Source organism: Desulfovibrio intestinivivus (assembly GCF_053570665.1).
The window spans coordinates 2,050,926-2,069,159 of record NZ_JBRBQT010000001.1; the positions used below are offsets into that span (position 1 = coordinate 2,050,926).

At 59.9% G+C, this 18,234-nt stretch carries 15 protein-coding genes and 1 tRNA gene; 5 read left to right on the top strand and 11 right to left on the bottom strand.

What is annotated here, in order from left to right:
- Window positions 1-113: 113 nt before the first annotated feature.
- Entirely contained in the window at window positions 114-917 is an 804-nt protein-coding gene (gene thiD / locus ACUZ9P_RS08890) for a bifunctional hydroxymethylpyrimidine kinase/phosphomethylpyrimidine kinase (RefSeq protein WP_449249429.1), read from the bottom strand.
- Window positions 918-1,164: 247 nt separating this feature from the next.
- Here thiD and ACUZ9P_RS08895 point away from each other — a divergent pair, with 247 nt between their 5' ends.
- From ACUZ9P_RS08895 to ACUZ9P_RS08905, 3 genes are read left to right on the top strand one after another with little or no spacing between them, the layout of a single operon-like run.
- Window positions 1,165-2,514 carry a hypothetical protein gene (locus ACUZ9P_RS08895; protein WP_449249430.1) on the top strand — a complete coding sequence of 450 codons (1,350 nt, stop codon included), beginning with the start codon at window positions 1,165-1,167 and terminating at the stop codon, window positions 2,512-2,514.
- Window positions 2,514-3,077, top strand: coding sequence for a bifunctional adenosylcobinamide kinase/adenosylcobinamide-phosphate guanylyltransferase (locus tag ACUZ9P_RS08900; protein ID WP_449249431.1), 564 nt, complete (start codon window positions 2,514-2,516; stop codon window positions 3,075-3,077). Before ACUZ9P_RS08895 ends, ACUZ9P_RS08900 begins: the two co-directional genes overlap by 1 nt.
- The gene (locus tag ACUZ9P_RS08905) at window positions 3,071-3,772 is read left to right on the top strand and encodes a hypothetical protein (RefSeq protein WP_449249432.1); all 702 of its coding nucleotides are present in this window, start codon (window positions 3,071-3,073) and stop codon (window positions 3,770-3,772) included. Before ACUZ9P_RS08900 ends, ACUZ9P_RS08905 begins: the two co-directional genes overlap by 7 nt.
- Before the next feature lie 105 nt (window positions 3,773-3,877).
- Here the strand turns inward: ACUZ9P_RS08905 and lon are convergent, their stop codons facing one another.
- The 6 genes from lon to selD form a co-directional block, all read right to left on the bottom strand.
- On the bottom strand, window positions 3,878-6,316 hold the full coding sequence (gene lon / locus ACUZ9P_RS08910; protein ID WP_449249433.1) for an endopeptidase La: 2,439 nt from the start codon (window positions 6,314-6,316) through the stop codon (window positions 3,878-3,880).
- 302 nt (window positions 6,317-6,618) lie between these two features.
- On the bottom strand, window positions 6,619-7,911 hold the full coding sequence (clpX, locus tag ACUZ9P_RS08915; RefSeq protein ID WP_298996824.1) for an ATP-dependent Clp protease ATP-binding subunit ClpX: 1,293 nt from the start codon (window positions 7,909-7,911) through the stop codon (window positions 6,619-6,621).
- A gap of 1 nt (window position 7,912) precedes the next feature.
- A complete protein-coding gene (clpP, locus tag ACUZ9P_RS08920; protein WP_022658344.1) occupies window positions 7,913-8,521 on the bottom strand; it encodes an ATP-dependent Clp endopeptidase proteolytic subunit ClpP in 609 nt (202 codons plus the stop codon).
- Between the two features lie 97 nt (window positions 8,522-8,618).
- On the bottom strand, window positions 8,619-9,962 hold the full coding sequence (gene tig / locus ACUZ9P_RS08925; protein ID WP_449249434.1) for a trigger factor: 1,344 nt from the start codon (window positions 9,960-9,962) through the stop codon (window positions 8,619-8,621).
- Between the two features lie 28 nt (window positions 9,963-9,990).
- Window positions 9,991-10,074, bottom strand: a tRNA-Leu gene (locus ACUZ9P_RS08930).
- A gap of 247 nt (window positions 10,075-10,321) precedes the next feature.
- The gene (selD, locus tag ACUZ9P_RS08935) at window positions 10,322-11,380 is read right to left on the bottom strand and encodes a selenide, water dikinase SelD (RefSeq protein ID WP_449249435.1); all 1,059 of its coding nucleotides are present in this window, start codon (window positions 11,378-11,380) and stop codon (window positions 10,322-10,324) included.
- Between the two features lie 167 nt (window positions 11,381-11,547).
- Between selD and ACUZ9P_RS08940 the strand changes: the two genes are divergently transcribed.
- Window positions 11,548-12,249 (top strand): M15 family metallopeptidase, encoded by a 702-nt coding sequence (locus ACUZ9P_RS08940; protein ID WP_298993204.1) that lies wholly within the window; start codon window positions 11,548-11,550, stop codon window positions 12,247-12,249.
- A gap of 95 nt (window positions 12,250-12,344) precedes the next feature.
- The gene (locus ACUZ9P_RS08945) at window positions 12,345-13,214 is read left to right on the top strand and encodes a formyltransferase family protein (RefSeq protein ID WP_449249436.1); all 870 of its coding nucleotides are present in this window, start codon (window positions 12,345-12,347) and stop codon (window positions 13,212-13,214) included.
- Here ACUZ9P_RS08945 and ACUZ9P_RS08950 read toward each other — a convergent pair.
- From ACUZ9P_RS08950 to ACUZ9P_RS08965, 4 genes are read right to left on the bottom strand one after another with little or no spacing between them, the layout of a single operon-like run.
- A complete protein-coding gene (locus tag ACUZ9P_RS08950) occupies window positions 13,195-15,597 on the bottom strand; it encodes an MFS transporter (protein WP_449249437.1) in 2,403 nt (800 codons plus the stop codon). The two genes, ACUZ9P_RS08945 and ACUZ9P_RS08950, sit on opposite strands and share 20 nt — an antisense overlap.
- Before the next feature lie 9 nt (window positions 15,598-15,606).
- Window positions 15,607-16,752, bottom strand: a complete 1,146-nt coding sequence (locus tag ACUZ9P_RS08955; RefSeq protein WP_449249438.1) for an ABC transporter substrate binding protein — start codon at window positions 16,750-16,752, stop codon at window positions 15,607-15,609.
- 54 nt (window positions 16,753-16,806) lie between these two features.
- On the bottom strand, window positions 16,807-16,974 hold the full coding sequence (locus ACUZ9P_RS08960) for a hypothetical protein (RefSeq protein WP_298993190.1): 168 nt from the start codon (window positions 16,972-16,974) through the stop codon (window positions 16,807-16,809).
- 12 nt (window positions 16,975-16,986) lie between these two features.
- Complete coding sequence (locus tag ACUZ9P_RS08965) at window positions 16,987-18,234, bottom strand: SPFH domain-containing protein (protein ID WP_449249439.1); 1,248 nt, start codon at window positions 18,232-18,234, stop codon at window positions 16,987-16,989.

Genomic DNA, 18,234 nt, shown 5'->3' on the forward strand with positions numbered 1-18,234 from the left:
CGCCTTGATTTTGACGCCCTGAATATCCACAGGGAGAAACTGCAAACAGCGGGCCAATCCGCCTGCCATGCGGCAGCGGAAAAGGGCCGTGCGGCTGACAGGCGGGCAAATGCCTATTTGATGTTTAAATCCGCAGCGTGGTTCACAGGGCCGCAGCCCTTGCCGGGGGCGTAGCTTTTACGCAGGGCAAGATTAAGAAATTCCTGCGCCCGGGTTACAGCAACCTGCAGGGGCAAACCGCGCCCAAGCCCTGTGGCGATGGCGGCAGAAAGCGTGCAGCCCGTGCCGTGGTTGTTTTCCGTCTCCACCTTGGCCTGCGGGAGGTGCTTGGGTTGTTCGCCGGGCACGCAAAGGCAGTCTGTAACAACAATGGAGCTTTCCATGTGCCCGCCCTTGATGAGCACGGCGCGCGCACCCATGGCAAGCAGCTTCTGGCCTGCGGCCTCTGCGTCTTCAAGGCTGTTGATGCTCATGCCGGTGAGCATTTCCGCCTCGGGGCGGTTGGGGGTCAGCAGGTCGCAGCCAGGCAGCATTTTTTCCACAAGGGCAGTCACGGCGTCTTCCTGCAACAGGCGGCTGCCGCTCTGGCTCACAGAAACAGGGTCAACCACGAGAGGAAAGTCGCGGTTGCGCAATTCGTCCGCAACAGCACGGATGATGGGCGCGGAAAAGAGCATGCCCGTTTTGGCGGCCTTGACGGAAAAGCCCTCAAGCACCGTGCGCAGTTGCAAGCGCACAAAATCGGCATCCGGCGCATGAATGCCCGTAACGCCCAATCCGTTCTGCGCGGTCAGGGCGGTGATAACGCTCATGCCGTAACCGCCGAGCGCCATGATTGTTTTCAGGTCGGCCTGAATGCCCGCGCCGCCGCCGGAATCAGAACCGGCAATGGTGAGGATGTTGGCAGGAGTATGCATAAAAAGCCTCTCATAAAATACTGCGTACGAACTTTGTTACTATACCCCGCCGCCCGCCGGGGTGCAATGCGGGCACTACCAGCCCCGTATCCAGAAACTCTCTGGAAAATGTCTTCACAGCGCAGGGAAGCAATGCTAGCATTTACGCGCAATAAACGGAAATAATGGCTTGGTATGCCGTTTTTGCGGCGCTCAGGGCTGTACCCGTTGTGCCACAGCCCCATGCCTGCCGCAGTAGGAGAATTTTATGAAATTGGAAAAAAAGCCTCTGGACGTGCCGGACATAGTGAATATGCCCAAGCCCCGTCCTGCCCGCGCTGGCGCGCGCAAGGCCGTGGTGCTGGCGTTGCTGGCGGTTCTGGCCCTGGGCGGCGCGACCTACTGGCTTACACGCGATAAATCAACCCGCGACCAGTGGAAGGATAAAGCCGCCGACATCATAAACAACGCCACCAGCGGCACACCGCTGGCCGGTGTAGGTGATGTGCTGCGCGATGCGCCGCCGCCCCCGCCCATTTCTGTTGTCAGCCCGCCCACCTCCCCCGGCACTCTGGCCGGGCAAACAGTGCAGGGCAGCGTGGGCGCGCCTGTGGACGGCTCTACGCCTGCCGGTTTGTATCCGCAGCAGAACGGGGCGCAGATGCCCCAAAAGGTGACGGAAGACAGCCACATCCGCATGGAATTTGTGGAAGATCTGGCGGCCTTTGTTGTGGCCCGTTTCAAGCCCGGCCCGCAGAGCGGTACGCTGAACGTCAGTGTGCAGGCGCTCAATCAGCGCTATGGCGCAAAGTTTGCCAATGTTACTGACGGCAAGGGCGGTCGCGAGGCCCTGCTGCGCTATGCTTTTCATCCCACCATGCTGCGCGGGCTGTACACTCTGTATGCGGACCGCTTTCTGGATGCCATTAACCGCGATGCGGCCTCAAAGGGCTTTACGCCAGAGCATATCCGCCAGTTGCACATGGCGCTGGCCGGGCGTCTTGTGATTCTGGCTGGCGCGCTTGAGGGCGTGGCCTCTGTTCCCAATCTTGATGCCCGCCTGCGCGAGCAGGACAAATCCGCGCAGGGTGTTGTGGACATCAACGCCCAGATGGCCGAAGCCGTGTTCGCGGTAGACCAGCTGCGGGAGAACAATGCTTCCGAAGCGCAGATATCTACAGCGCAACTGCGGGTGGACGGCCTGAGCGCCCGGTACCGCCGTGCGCTTGAGGAACGCGCCGCCTTGCAGCGCACCTTGGTTGCGGCCATACGCCAGAACGGCGGGCAGACGCTGGACGATGATTCCCTGCTGTTTGTGGCCCAGTGGGTTGACCGCCGCCTGCGCGCGGACGCTCAGGCCCTTGCCTCGGTGCAGGCCTCGGCGGGCGTGTTGCGCGATCTGGCGCGGCGCAGCGCGCAGGCCGGAACAGGCGCGCCGTTTCAGCCGCAGAGTCCTGCACAGGGCGCGGCTCCCACTGCCGCACAAAACGCTGGTCATGTGCAAACCTCCCCACAGCTGACCCCGCCGCAGGGGCATGCGGCCCCCGCACTGCCTGCGGAAAACGCGCATGGCGGTGCAGAACGTGCGCCAGCCCCCCGCATGGGCGGTCAGCAGTAATGGGCGCAGCAGTTTTTTTTGTTGGCGGCACACGCAGCGGCAAAAGCGGTCTGGCCCAGCGCTGGGCCGAGGCGCAAGCCCCGCAGCGGCTGTATCTGGCCACGGGCCGGGCGGACGATGAAGAGATGGCGGCGCGCATTGCCCGGCACAAGCAGGAGCGCGGTCAGGGCTGGCATTGCCTTGAAGAGCCGCTTGACCCGGCTGGCGCTCTGGCATCGCTGATGCCTGCGGCCCAACCCGGCGGCAAGGGGCCGGGGGTTGTGCTGTTTGACTGCGTGAGCCTGTGGGTAGCCAATCTTATGGCTGCGGACATGACGGAAAGGGATATTCTTGACCGCGTGGAGGCTCTGGCCGCCAGCATTGCGGCCTATCCACTGCCGCTGGCGCTGGTGAGTGTGGAGGCGGGCCTTGGCATGGTTGCCATGTCGAGCCTCGGAAGACGTTTTCAGGATACGCTGGGTCTTGCCAATCAGGCGCTGGCCCGCGTGTGCGGCACGGTACTTTTTGTAAGCTGCGGTCTGCCCCTTGTGCTCAAGGGCCAGTTGCCGGAGGAAATATGCTGAATTTTGTTGGGCTGACTGCCAGTGTGGAAGCGGGCGCAAAATCGGGCGGCAGGGTCTTGGCTCGTGTGCCTTATTATTTCGCAGCGGCCCTGCTGTTGTGGGCAGCGGTTGTGGTGCAGGCCGGCTTTGCCTTTGCGGCAAATGATCCGCGCCAGTGCATTCTGGAAGCTGGCGGCGCTGTGGACAAATCTGACGTGGCCGCTTTTGAGCGGCAGGTGGATGTGGACGCCATTCTTGAACAGGCGCTGAATCTTTTTGTGCGCCGCGCGCAGGATCCGGAGGCGGCAAAGGATCTGCCGCCCATGGTTGCACTGCTCTTCACGCAGGCGGCGTCCAAGGAGGGCAACGTGCGCTCCCTGCTGCTGAACGAAACGCGGGCCTTTGTGATCAATGGTATTTCTTCCGGCGCATTTGCTGGCCGCAAGCCCTCGGGCAATACCGCGCAGGGGTTGCTTGCCCCTTTGTTTGCCGATGCCTCAACCGGGCGCAAGGAAATCAAAAACGTGGGGCAGGCCCGACGCGATGGCGATGGCTGGCTTGTGCCTTTTGTGGTGCATGACGGCGGCAACGGCGAATCCTATGACGTGACGGGCCGGGTGACATCCGCTAACGGCGAGATGCGTCTGACCTCTGTAGCCAATATGGAATCCCTGCTGCGCAAGGTGGCGGCAGAAAGCCGCGCCGTGGAGCCGTAGCAGAATCTGCTGACTGGCGCCGATCAAGCACCAGCTAGGAATAAAAAAAGGGAGCCAGATGGCTCCCTTTTTTTATCGCTGATTTTTTATCACTGTCGCCGTGCGCTACTGCGCAGGCTGATTCTTGTCGTCATCATGTTTTTCGGGTCGCAAGATGCGGCTGATGGGCAGCGCCGTAGCCCGACCGGAGAAGATTTCTTCCGCCGTGGCGGCAAGGGCCTGGGGCAGCACTTCATCCACATGATCAACAAAAACGATCTCCAGGTCGCGCAGCACTTCGTCCGGCACTTCCTTGAGGTCTTTTTCATTATCGCGGGGCATGATCACTTTTTTGATGCCGCTGCGGCGCGCTGCCAGCAGCTTTTCTCGCAGGCCGCCGATGGGCAGCACCCTGCCGCGCAAGGAGATTTCGCCGGTCATGGCTACATCATTGCGCACGGGAATGCCCAGCAGGGCGGAGGTGATGGACGTCGCCAGGGTGATGCCAGCCGAAGGGCCATCCTTGGGCGTTGCGCCAGCAGGCACATGCACGTGGATATCTATCTTGCGGTGGAAGCGGGGATCAAGGCCCAGCACTTCGGCCCGCGAACGCACATACGAAAGGGCCGCCTTGGCCGATTCCGTCATGACTTCGCCAAGCTGACCCGTGGTCACCACATGTCCTGAACCGCCCATGAGGCTGGTTTCCACCAGCAGGATTTCGCCGCCGCGCTGATTATAGGCAAGACCAGCGCACACCCCGACCTGAGGTTCGCTTTCGCGTTCGTCATGACGGTATTTTTTCACGCCCAGCATGGAGGGCAGGCTCTGTCGCGAGATATTGACGCACTTTTCGGTATCGTCGTCTTCCACAAGCTTGATGGCGGTTTTGCGGCACAGGGCGGCAATTTCGCGCTCAAGGTTACGCACCCCGGCCTCGCGCGTGTAGGAGCGGATGATTTCGAGAATGGCGTTGTCCGACACGCGGATGTTGCCTTCCTTGAGGCCGTGCTCCTCCAGCTGTCGGGGCAGCAGGAAGCGGCGGGCAATGTGGCGTTTTTCCGTTTCAAGGTAGCTGTTGAGCTCGATGATCTCCATGCGGTCAAGCAGCGGCACAGGGATGGAGTGCAGCGAGTTGGCCGTGGTGATAAAGAAAACCTTGGAAAGATCATACTCCAGATCAAGGTAGTGATCCATGAAGGTATTGTTCTGTTCCGGGTCGAGCACTTCCAGCAGGGCCGAGGCGGGGTCGCCACGGTAGTCGGAGGTCATCTTGTCCACTTCGTCCAGGCAGAAGAGGGGATTGTTGAACTTCACCCGCTTGAGGGACTGGATGATCTTGCCCGGCAGCGCGCCCACATAGGTGCGGCGGTGGCCGCGGATTTCGGCTTCATCGCGCACGCCGCCAAGTGAGAGGCGCACAAAATCGCGCCCGGTGGCGCGGGCCACGGACTTGGCAAGCGAGGTCTTACCCACGCCGGGGGGGCCGACAAAGCAGAGGATGGGGCCTTTGAGCCCCTGGGACAGCTTCTGCACTGCAAGGTATTCCAGAATGCGTTCCTTGGGCTTTTCAAGGCCAAAGTGGTCGCCGTCAAGAATTGCGCGCGCTTTTTCAAGGTTGATGTCTATCTGCTTGAGGTCGTTCCAGGGCAGATCCAGAATCCAGTCCACATAGTTGCGCACAACAGTGTATTCCGCCGCAGAGGGCGGCATGCTGCGCAGCTTTCTGGCTTCGGAGAGCGCCTTTTCGCGCGCTTCTTCCGGCATGTCGCGGGTCTTGAGTTTTTGCTCTATTTCGTCAACTTCGGCCTGGGGGTCGTCATCGCGCCCCATTTCCTTGTTGATGGCCTTGATCTGCTCGTTGAGGTAATATTCACGCTGGTTGCGCTCCATCTGCACCTTGACGCGGTTCTTGATGCGCTTTTCAACCGTGGCAAGGGCCACCTCGCCCTGCAAAAGCTCATAGGCCAGCTCCAGGCGCTGGGTGGCATCGTCGATCTCAAGGGCTTCCTGCTTTTTGCGGTAATCAACCTTGAGATGCGGGATGATGGCATCGGCCAGGGGGCCGATTTCCTGCAAGGCAAGAATGGAGAGCACAGCCTCCTGCGAAATTTTTTTGTTGTTCTTGCCGTATTCTTCAAGCGCCTCGTGCACGGCGCGCACCAGAGCCTCGCGCTCTTCGGGGCGGCTCAGCTTTTCGGCGCGGCGGCGCACGCCAACCATGGCGCACTGCTCTTCTTCGTGCAGGTTTTCCCACGTGGCGCGGTACACGCCTTCAAACAGCACCTTGATGGTGCCGTCGGGCAGGCGCAGCATCTGAAGCACCTTGCTGACCACGCCCACAGGCGAAAGATCCTGAGCATCGGGCTTTTCCAGCTCCGGCTCGCGCTGGGCCACAAGAAATATCTGCTTGCTGTAGGTGGCCTGTGCGGCTTCGATGGCCTTGATGGAGGCCTCGCGCCCTACAAAGAGCGGCATGATGGAGCGGGGGAACATGACCACCTCGCGCAAAGGCATGATGGGCAGTTCAATATAAGCGTCAGAGCCGCGCATTTCGTCTGTCATAATTCTCCCCTGAAAAAAAGCCGGACGGCGGCTTGCGCCGCCCGGCGGAACTTAGAGCTTTTTTGCCGTGAAATGCCTTGCGTCAGGCGGGGTGCTTGCTGTTGCTCTGCGGCAGGGCTGGCCGCAACCTGGCTCAGGGTTCGCCGTGCAATCATTTCGCAGCGCGGATTTCAGGAAACCCGCACGGCGCACCGCAACAGTCGTACTGCCGGGCGCGCCATGTTTGCCTGCGGGGCCAACCGCTTGGCTGCCCCCTGTGCGCCCTGCTGCAATGGCAGACCGCGCGCAATTCAGGCGGTTGGCTAAGAGGCCTTGTCGCCCCCGGCCTGGGCCTTGGGCGTATCGGCGTTTTCAGCCTTGTCGCCAAACAGCAGCACCGGCTCCTTGCCCTTGTCGATAACAGCCTGATTGATCAGGCATTCGCGCACATTGGGCAGGGAGGGCAGCTTGAACATGATGTCGAGCATGGTGCGTTCCATCACGTTGCGCAGGCCGCGCGCGCCCGTTTTGCGCTCAATGGCCTTGGTGGCAATGGACTTGAGGGCATTGGGCGTAAAGCGCAGGTCAACATTCTCAAGCTCAAAGAGCTTCTGGTACTGGCGCACCAGAGCGTTTTTGGGCTCGGTAAGAATGCGCACCAGGTCGGGTTCGTCCAGCTCGTCCACATGGGTGATGATGGGGATGCGGCCCACAAATTCGGGGATAAGGCCGAACTTCACCAGATCCTGCGGATGCACCTTGTCGAGCAGTTCGCCAAGGGGCATTTCCTTGCTGGCGCGCACCTTGGCGCCAAAACCCATTGCGCCGCCGCTCATGCGACCGCCCACGATCTTGTCCAGGCCCACAAAAGCGCCGCCCACAATGAACAGGATGTTGCTCGTGTTCATGCGGATAAATTCCTGCTGGGGGTGCTTGCGCCCGCCCTTGGGAGGAATATTGGCCTCGGTGCCTTCAATGATCTTGAGCAGGGCCTGCTGCACGCCTTCGCCGGAGACGTCGCGCGTGATGGACGGGCCATCGCCCTTACGGGAAATCTTGTCGATTTCGTCAATATAGATAATGCCCTTGCTGGCGGCTTCCAGATCGTAGTCCGCATTCTGGAGCAGCTGCACCAGGATGTTTTCCACGTCTTCGCCCACATAGCCCGCTTCCGTGAGGGTTGTGGCGTCAGCAATGGCAAAGGGCACGCGCAGTACACGGGCCAAAGTTTTGGCAAGCAGGGTTTTACCGCTGCCCGAGGGGCCAACAAGGAGGATGTTGCTTTTTTCAAGCTCAACCTCGTCGCCCAGAGCGCTGGCGTAAAACACACGCTTGTAGTGGTTGTGCACCGCTACAGAAAGGATTTTCTTGGCATCGTTCTGTCCGATGACATACTGGTCAAGACGATCCTTGATTTCCTGGGGCGAAAGAAGGCGTTCTTCGCTCTGGGGGCTTTCCATCTGGTCGCGGGCGATAATTTCGTTGCAGGCCTTGATGCACTTGTCGCAAATGCTGGCGCCGTCCTGCACGATGAGATTGCGAACCTCAAGCTCAGTGCGCCCGCAAAAGGAGCAGCGCAGGGGTTCGCTCACTGTAGGTTTATCGTTCTTGGCCATATTACTCGCTCTTTTCCTGAGCCATTTCATTGCGCGATACAAGCACGCGGTCAATGATGCCGAGTTCCTTGGCTTCCTCAGGAGTCAAAAAGTTATCGCGTTCGGTAGCTTTGACAATATCCTTGTAGGGACGGCCCGTGTTGTCGGCCAGCATGCGGTTGAGGCGTTCCTTGAGGCGCAGCACCTCGCGCGCGTGGATTTCAATATCCGTGGCCTGACCCTGAAAACCGCCCGAAGGCTGGTGGATCATGATCTGACTGTTAGGCAAAGCAAAACGCATGCCAGGCTTGCCAGCGGCCAGCAAAAATGCGCCCATGCTGGCGGCGCGGCCCATGCACACAGTCGCCACCGGCGAAGAGATAAAGCGCATGGTGTCATAAACGGCAAGCCCGGCGGTAACAGAGCCGCCGGGGGAATTTATGTAGAGATAGATTTCTTTTTCGGGGTCTTGCGATTCAAGGAACAGCAACTGGGCGCAGATGAGGGAAGCAACGGTATCGTTGACCTCCGAGCCAAGCAAAACAATGCGGTCCTTGAGCAGACGCGAATAGATGTCATAGGCCCGTTCAGAGCGGCCTGTGGTTTCAATAACCATGGGGACAAGCGACATATGAGCCTCTTGGCACGGCGTGTGGGCCGGTTGGGTGCGGTGTTGCCGCAAAATAAAACCAAAAGGCGGCCTTAAGGCCGCCTCCCTTATACTTCAGTTAGTCCTGAGCGCTGGCGGGTGCGCCCGGCGCGGCTTCGCCCTCGGCTGGCGCCTTGGGCTCCACTTCGGTCACCTTGGACTTGGCGTAGATCAGATCCATGGCCTTGTCGGCCAGCATGCGGTCACGCAGCACAAAGATCATGCCCGAGCGTTCATAGCTTTCACGCAGGGTCTTGAAATCTTCGCCAGTGCGCATGCTCATCTGGTAGATCTGAGTGTTGACCTCATTGTCGGTAACGTCAAGTGCTTCTTTCTTGGCAACGGAGAGCAGCAGAACCTGCGAGCGGGCCAATTCGTCAGCCTGGGGCTGCACTTCAGCGCGCAGTTCGTCCATGCTCTTGCCAAGCGAATCAAGGCTGCGGCCCTGACGTTCGAGGCGGGAGGCCATGTCGCCCAGCAGGGTGCGCACCTGGGTGTCAACAAGGCTGGGCGGCAGTTCAAATTCAACCATCTTCAGCAGACGGTCAAGCAGGGTCTTCTGCGCGGCGCTCTTGTTGAGGTTGGCGCGGCTCTGGGTATAGCTGCCGGTGATGGCTTCGCGCAACTTTTCCACGCTTTCAAGGCCAACGGTCTTGGCGAGGTCGTCGTTCAGTTCAGGAAGCTTGCGCTCCTTGATGGCGTGCACGCGCACCTTCATGGTGACGGTTTTGCCTGCCAGATCCTTGGCAAGAAAATCTTCTGGGAAGGTGATCTGGCCTTCGCCTTCTTCGCCGTAGCGGATGGTCTTCACCAGGGCTTCAAAATCTTCAAGGGCCTGACGTTCGCCAAGGGCGAGGTCAAAGCTTTCGGCCTTCACGCCTTCCAGGGGCTCGCCGTTTTCAAAGGCGGCAAAGTCGATGGTGGCAACCTGGCCGTCCACAGCGGGGCCAGCGCCTTCAACGGGCACAAGCTCGCCACGGTCGCGGCGGATGCGGTCGATAACTTCCTGCACTTCCTTTTCGTCCACGACCACTTTTTCCTGCTCCACTTCCATACCTTCATAAGGAGGAAGGGTGAAGGAGGGCAGCATTTCAAATTCAACGCTGTATTCGTAGCCCTGGCCACGTTCAAAGGTGCCCTTGGCGTCCACGTCAACGCCGGCGAGGGGCGAAACGTCGAGCTTCTGCATCACGTCGTTGATGTGGACGTTGATCAGATCCTGGCGGGCTTCTTCATAAATCTTGTCGCGGAAGCGCTGTTCGATGACCGACGCCGGAACCTTGCCCTTGCGGAAACCGTCCAGCTGCACTGATGTTTTGTACAGCGCCACGGCGCCCATGATGGCTGCTTCCACTTCCTGGGCTTCGGTGGTGATGACGACCTTTTTTCTGACCGGCGAGATGTCTTCTGCGCTATATTCCACGAGGGACTCCTTTTCTTGGTGAGGTAGTTGGTGCGAGAGGGGGGACTTGAACCCCCATACCAATGGTGCTGGATTCTAAGTCCAGTGCGTCTACCAATTCCGCCACTCTCGCAAAGCGTGTTTCCATAGCACACTTGCCGGTGGGCTGCAAGCCGTGAGCAGCGCGTCTGTTGCCGTGGGCTGTGCCGGGCGGGAGGGCGTTAACCGAAAATCTCCGTCATAAATAAGTCGCAATGGCGGTACGGCAAGCAATTTTTTAAAAAAAACTGGCCGAAATCACCAACCCGGTGCGGAGCGCGCGGCGTGGGGACGGCATGCGCCGTATGCTCAGCCCTGCCTCCGGCCGTGCACGTGGGGCATCAGCGCAGCACCAGGGCTGCGCCGTCAGGCCGTGGCGCAACAACCTCGCCCACCACGCAGGCCAGATCGCCGCCAGCCAGCAGTATTTCGCGCGCCTGCGGCACCAGCTCTGGCGGCACGGCCAGCAGCAGCCCGCCTGAGGTCTGCGCGTCAAAGGCGAGGCTCGTGAGCGCTTCGTCCACGCCGTCTTCCACAAGGGTGGAGCAGGCCCAGTATTTTCTGTTCAGGTGGCTGCCTGCGGGTATAAGCCCATCGCGCGCATATTCAAGGGCGCGCGGCATGAGGGGCAGGGCCTCGGCATTCAGCACCACGGTAACGCCTGAGGCCAGGGCCATTTCAAGCGCGTGCCCGCCAAGGCCAAAGCCTGTTATGTCTGTGGCGGCGGCGATTTTGAGGTCGCGCACAACGCCCCCGGCAACGCTGTTAAGGCGGGAGCACCAGCGTGTGACCTCGGCCTCGCTTTCTTCGGCTCCGTCCCAGCGGGCCTTGACCGCAGTGGCGAGTACTCCCGTGCCCAGCGGCTTGGTCAGCAGCAGGGTCTGGCCTGCTTTCAGGCCATCGTTGCGGGCCATGTGGGAGGGATCTATGATGCCCGTGACCGCCAGGCCGTATTTGAGTTCCTCGTCCTGCACCGTGTGACCGCCAGCCAGCACGGCCCCGGCTTCGTTCATGGCGTCGAGGCCGCCGCGTAGGATGTTTTCCAGTATGTGCTGCGGGTCGTCCTCTGCCAGAGCCTGCGGGAAAAAGGCCACGTTCATTGCGCTCCACGGCTGGCCGCCCATGGCATATACATCCGAAAGCGCGTTGGCGGCGGCAATGCGGCCAAAGGCAAAGGCATCATTGACAATGGGCGCAAGTATATCCACGGTCTGCACCAGAGCGCAGCCAGGGGGAACGGTCAGCACAACGGCGTCTTCGTTCCGGGCGCGACCAGCCAGAACCCTGGCCTCAAGGTCAGGGCGCGTATCAGACGGCAGACCGCGTAAAAGTCGCTCCAGGGCCCCTGGAGCCAGCTTGGCGGCTCAACCGGCCGCGCGGGCTTTTTCCAGCAGTTTCATGCTGCGCTCCCTGGTATTTTTGTGTCCATCTGCCAAGTATGCCTTCTTGAAGGTAAAAGGTCAAAATATGACATATTGACGACCGAACCATTATAATGTGCAATACCGAACTGGTGTACTGGGTTTTGCCGTCAGCGCAGGGTGCTGAAAAAATTGAGGAGACGACCATGATTGCGCGCCGTAAATGCGATCCGCTTCTTTTTTTGCAGATGTTGGTGCTGGCCTTGGGGATGCTGTTTCCTTGGCACGCGCAGGCGGCCATGCACGATGGCTTTGTGCATGTAAGCGACCAATGCCAGAATATTATTCAGGAAATACGCTATTTTTCCTCCTACAACTTTGTGGGAGAGCGCATCAATGGATATCTTGCACCCCAGGCAATCTTGACCGAACCAGCGGCGAATGCCCTGTGCAAGGCCGCAGCGGCGGCGGAAGAGAAGGGCTATACCCTGAAAATTTATGACGCCTACCGCCCGCAATCGGCAGTGGATCATTTTGTGCGCTGGGGCATGAACGCCGCCGACACGCGCATGAAGGCGATTTTCTACCCGCAGGTGGACAAGGCGCGGGTGTTTGATCTGGGCTATGTTGCCACGCGCTCCGGGCACTCGCGCGGCAGCACGGTAGACCTCACCCTCGTTGACAGGCTGAGCGGCAAAGAGGCGGACATGGGCACCCCCTTTGACTTTTTTGGCGCGGCCTCGCACCACGGGGCCAAGGGGCTGAGCCCGCAGCAGGAGGCCAATCGGGCTGTGCTTCTGGGCCTTATGGAAAATGCCGGGTTCAAGCGTTATGAAGAAGAGTGGTGGCACTACACGCTTAAAAATGAGCCTTACACGGATACCTATTTCAATTTTGCGGTGGAATAAAATGAGGTGCCGCGCATAACCACGGTAGATTTCTTCTTTTCATGCAGGACCTTGCGGCGTAGCATGCTGGGCAATGTTCCACGAAAGGATAAGCCGTGAAAGTTGTCGTTTGCGCCAAGAAGGATCTTGCAGGATGTGTCGCCCTTAACAGACTGCTGGCAGCCATTGCCCCCAGGCACGATGTTTTTGTGGTTCTTTCAGATTACGTGCTGGACGCGGAGTGCAGCAATGCCTACGCGGCAAGCCTTGTGGCCCACGAGCGGAACATGGTGCTTGAGCACATTCTGCCCTGGCTGGAAGCCCGCTTTCCCGAGGGCAATGCGGCGCGGTGCCAGACCTACGCGGGCCTGAAAAAGAGTTACGGCATTGATATGGAGATGTGGGGGCCCATGCGGTCGCCAGCCTCCAGGCAAGCCATGCGCGACCTTGCGCCAGATGTTGTCATCTCCTGCCGGTACGACTACGTTATTCCCACGGAAGTCATTGATATGCCCCGGCTTGGCACCTATGGCATGCATCCAGGCGCGCTGCCTGATCTGCAAGGCCTGTGCAGCCCTTTTCGGGCTATGGAGCATGGCAATGAGCGCTCTGGCTGCACGCTCTTCCACCTTGATGCAGGGCTGGATACCGGCCCCATAGTGGAGATCGGCTGGTGGCCCATCAACTACGACCGCTCCTTGCTGTGGAACTTTGTGCATACCTATTTTGCGGGTATAGACGCCCTGTTGCGGCACCTGCCGGAACTGGAGGCGGGGCGCGAGCTGACAACCCATATGCAGAGCAGCGAAGGGCGAAAATACTTCAGCTATCCTACCGAAGACGAATTCCGCAGTTTTATCCAGAAGGGCGGGCATATCGTTCTGCCCGAAGATTATTACGAAGTCCTGTCCTGGTTTCTGCCCGGCGGCCTGAGTGATCCCGCCATGCCCGAGCTGCGGGCGCTGGTCAGTTCGCTGGAGTCCTGAGCCGCCACATCAGGTGGAACAGCAAGGAAAGCGCGCAGACGATGCCGCCCATGAGCAACAGCGCGCTGGCAGGAGCCATGACGGTTATGGCAATGCCAAATACCACAGGCCCCGCCACCTGCCCCATGCGCTCCAGGCCACGGTAAATCGAAGCTGTCTTTTCGCGGCCCAGAGTTTGCGCCGAAGCAAGAGTGAGAACGCAGATCATTGATGCCGGGGCAGCCAGGCACTGGGCCAGCCCAAGAGAGATGACCGCAGCGGCCGCTCCAGCCATGTTTGTGGCCGTAGACGCAATGAGCAGCGTAATGCCGGAGAGCAGGCCCGTGAGCGTCAGAAACAGGGATTTGTCTTTTCTGCGATCTATCCACTTGCCGAGCAGCGGCCCCGCCGTAATAAAACACAGGCCGTACAGCATGAATATGCGGCCAATATCCGATTGATCCACATGGGCATTTGCCAGCCTCAGCGGCAGCAGGTAGTGCAAAAATCCGGTCAGGCACATGGCGGCGGGTATGCCCACCAGCCAGAGTATCATGTGCATGCGCGGGTCTTGCAGCAATTGCATGCAGCCTGAAAACATATGCCCCTGCGCGGCGGTCTGCGCACCAGAGCCTTGACAGGCCGCGTTATCGGAACTGCTTGCTGCGTCCTCCGCGGGTTCTTTGCCAAGCATCACGGTGAACAGCGCCAGCAATATGGTGCAGGCCCCGGTCGCCAGCACCGCCTGAAACGAAACATGATCCGCCAGCATGGCCCCCGCCGCAGAGCCGCAGATGCTGCCGGAAAAAATGCCCGCGAATACACTGGTGAGCCCCGCCCCGGCATTAGCCTTGCCCAGTGTGCCGATCTGCCCTGCCATGAGCACAAGGCCAAAGCCGAAGCCTGTGGCAACGCGCCCCAGAATGAGCAGGGGCAGGCTGTTGGCCATGCCGCCCATCATCAGCCCCACAGCCGCAGCCAGAGTGCCTGCGGCAAAGACCTTTCGCCAGCCGTAACGTAATGAAAATCCCCCAGAAAACAGCAGGGCAAAGCCCGCGCTGACCATCTCTGCCGAAATGGGCAGGCCGATGGCCACATCGCGGCTCAGGCCCATGAAAGGCTCATACAACTGGCGGGCCAGCAGGGGAATGAACGATATGCCCATGTCGTAGCCCAAAAAGAACACAAAGCCCGCTGCCCGCAATGCCTGCACGGCGAGGGAATGATGGCTGCCCATAAGGGCGTTCGCCGCAGCATCTGGCGGCAGGTTGCGTTGCGCGATAAGGCCCAGCAGTTTTGAAAGCTCCAGCAGCAGCAAAAAGCTGATGAGCAGCGAGGCTCCAAGGTCAAGGGCCAGCGCCGATATGCGGGCTGTGATGGCCTGGGGCTGCACGGCCAGTTGCAGACGCAGCACTTCCTGCTTTTGGCGGAAGCGGCTGGGCCAGTAGGTGCTCAGTGATTTTTCGACAGTGAGCGATGGGTCGGGCACGTTACCGGCAGAGGCCACAGCCTTGCCTTCAGGCGTCAGCAGCTGCGCGCCCGCAAGCTCGCTGTTGGCTGCAAGCAACTGTTCAAGGGCCTGATCCTTGCCGCGCAGGCTGGCGATATCCACGCCTTTGTGGATGAGGTATTCAAAATCGCGCCCTGTGCCTTCGGCGAGGATGTCGGCCTTGGTGCGTATGGCCTGCTTGACGAAGGTATCGAACAGCACCAGCGTGCCGCAGGCGTAGAGCAATTGTGATGTGCCAATGATGACGAGCAGCATTCTGGTCATGCCCGAAAGGCTTGTGCCAACCGCGCGTTGCCCGGTCAGCAGGCCAAGACGCCCGGCCAGAATCAGACCCGCCACAAGGCAGGCCGCTGCCAGCAGCAAGCATGACAGCCGCAGAAAATCTTCTGTAGCCGCATTGATGGGTTTGCCGTCAATGTCCACCAGCAGGTGCCCCACAGGCGTCTTGTAGCTCAGGGGAATGTTCAGGCGGTAGCCATCGGCGGTTTTGATTGCGCCTTGCGGGCCGTCTTTGCCCGCGGTGGTCTGGGAGGCTGCACCGGCAGGCAACATGCTTTCCGCTGCTGAGCCCTGGGCTGGCTGCGCATAGAGCGTGGAACCCCTGGCATCAATAATGGCCACACGTTTGATGCCCGCCGCGCTCTGACCCAGTTCCGCCAGCATTTCGTCCATTCCGGCGAACGAAGCCAGCGGCTTGCCAAAGCGCATGCCGCGTTCAATATCGCGGGCCAGACGTTCAGCACCGCTGCGATAGCCGGAAAGCACCATGTCGGTTGCCAGCGTATTCAGCGTGGAAACCGAGAGCAGCACGTTGAAGCCCAGAGTAACCAGCAGAACTCCAAGCCCGAGCAGCAGGGCATTGATGCGCAGTTTGCGCGTGGCGCGGATAAGCACGGGAAATCCTTAGGGTGTACCGGGGTGCGGCTGGCTGATGGTTTCGTGCAGTTCGTCCGCCGTTACCAGCACGTCAAAGGGAAAATCAAAGCCGATGGCCTTGGCGGTGGCAAGGTTCAGGGCAATGGAAGGCTCTGACTGGTCAAGCATGGGCAATGTGCGCGGCTGCGTGCCGCCCAGTATGGCGTGGGCCTGCCCGGCCAGAGCTATGCCGCTGGGGCCGAAATTCCATGTGGAAAAGCCCATGAGCGCTCCGGCCTTGACATATTCCGACCCATCACGCGCAAAGGTGGGGATCTTCCACTGATTCAGTTTTTGCAGCAGCGGGGCCATGCCTTCGCCGCCGATATCAAAGCAGTTCAGCGGGCCGATAAAGAAGGCGTCCATGCCCTGTTTGCGCAGTTCGTCCAGCCCCTTGCGGCATTCCTCCGTACTTTCGGCAGAGGAGAGGCCATCGTAGAGCACAAGAGAAAATCCCAGCTCCGAGGCAATGGCCTGGGCATCGCCAAGTGCCGCGTAGACGCGGCCTTCCTGATTGTTCTGGAACATGATGCCCATTTTGTGAAAGCGCACCACATCGTAAAAAACGCGGAACATGGAGGACCAGCGGTCAACTTCCACCCGGCAGGTGAAGTTGTCCACGCCGGAATCCTGTGAGCTTTTGACAACGCCGGCAGCCACAGGGTCAGCCATGCCCATGCCCAGAATGGGCAAACGGCCATCGTTGACCGCCAGCAGCGCCTTGACCGCCGCCGTGCCCATGCCCACCACAAGGTCAAGGTCCTTGCGCTGCAAAAGCTGTTTTGCCATTTCAGGCAGGCGGCGCATCTGTGCTGGTTCCCAGCCGGGGCTGAAGCGCGCATCGGCAGGGTATTCGCAACGGATGTCGTCATACTTGCCCATACCGTCGCGAAAGGCGCTCCAGGTATTGTCAAACAGCCAGAACGGCCCGGCCTCAAGATAGCCGATGCGTTTTACAGGCGGATTGGCGCAGGCGGGCTGGCAGAAGACGAAAAACAGGCCGCCCAGACAGAGCATGACCAGAGTCAGCGTGCGCAAGTGTGGCAAAAGTGCGGCTGCATGGGGGCGTTGCCCCTGGTTTTGCTGCGGGCGCATCAAGAGGCTGGAGCCAGGGGCTGTAATTGGAAAAAACATGCCTACTGCGCCGCGTGAAAGAGAGCGTTCATCAAAATAGTATCCGTCTGCAGCCTAGCAGCGAGTGGGCTTTTTGGGGTTTGAGGCGATGACAAGCAGCAGACCCACCAAGGGAGTCAGCAGAACACTGGCAAAAAAGTTGCCCCAGAATCCCAGCCGGGAATTGATGCCCAAAAGCCCGATCAGCAGGCTCATGCCCAGTATGAGAGCGAACAATAGCACAGCGGGCCTCCCTTACTGTCTGACAGCGCCGCCACGGTGCGGTTGCAGCAGTGTTTTATTCAACCTCTGGATGTAATCCGATACATTTTCTCCGGGGGCGATCCAGCCTACCCCGGCGGGCGCTTGGGCTTCGGCAGACGCGGCAGAATCCTGCCTTGCGGAGTCGTTACGCGACCCGTACTTCGGCGCATACTGCGCTCCGGATTGGGATTCGTGCTGGATTTGAGGGCGCAGGCCGGAATGTGAATTGGGGCGGACCGGGGGCGTTTTGCCGGGTTCGGGCCGCATCTGCCCTGGCTGAACTTGGCCAGGCCGTACGCCATCGGGCCGCTTCTGGTCTGGGCTTTCCGCATCTGTTCCCGACATATCCGGCTTGGCAGGCGTCTGCTGGCTTCCCTGCGCGGGAGTCTTGGAGGCAGCCCCCTGATTGGGCGTTTTTGCTGTATTGGCGGCATCAGGCGCGCTTGCGCCAGTGGGCGAATCTGCATTGAGAATAACAGGCAGGCCATCCTTGCCGCCGATCACAACCACCTTGGCGTTGGACGAACCCGCAAGCTCCTTGGTGGCCTGAATGCCTTCGTAGCGCAAAAAGTTCTGCGTCATGTGCTCGTTGACAAGCGCCTGGTAGGCCTTGATGCCTTCGCCTTCAATGGTCTTGCGGCGGGCTTCCTGCTGGGCTTCAAGCAGAATGTACTTGTAGCGCAGGTAATCCTGCTCCGCTATGAGCTTGCGTTCAATGGCCTCGCGCAGCACTTCGGGCAGGGTGATGCTTTTGACCACAAAACCCTGAATAAGAACGGGGATGCGCCCCATTTCTTCCACTGCGTCCACCAGCATCTGGTCTTGCAGTTCCTGCCGCGCCGTGGAGTAGAGGTCGTCTGGCCGGTAACTGCCGATGGTTTGCCGCACGGCGGAATTCATGATGGGGATGACGACCTTGTCGCGGTAGTGCGGCCCGATTTCCTGATGCAGGTTGGGCAGGCGGTCGCGGATGATCTGAAAACGCAGCGAAATCTGCACGTTGATGGTCAGACCGTCCACGGTCAGCACATCGATGTTTTGGGTTTCTTCCTGCACGCGCACATCATAGATGTACATGATGTTCCACGGCTGGATGAAATGTATGCCTTCCTCGTAGGTGTGCTGCAACTGTGTGCCGCCGCGAAAGCGCGCATACAGAACGCCCAGCTCACCAGGCTTGATGGAAATAACGATGCTCGGCCAGAGAAAGATGAGCAGCAGCGTTGCAACAGCACCCAT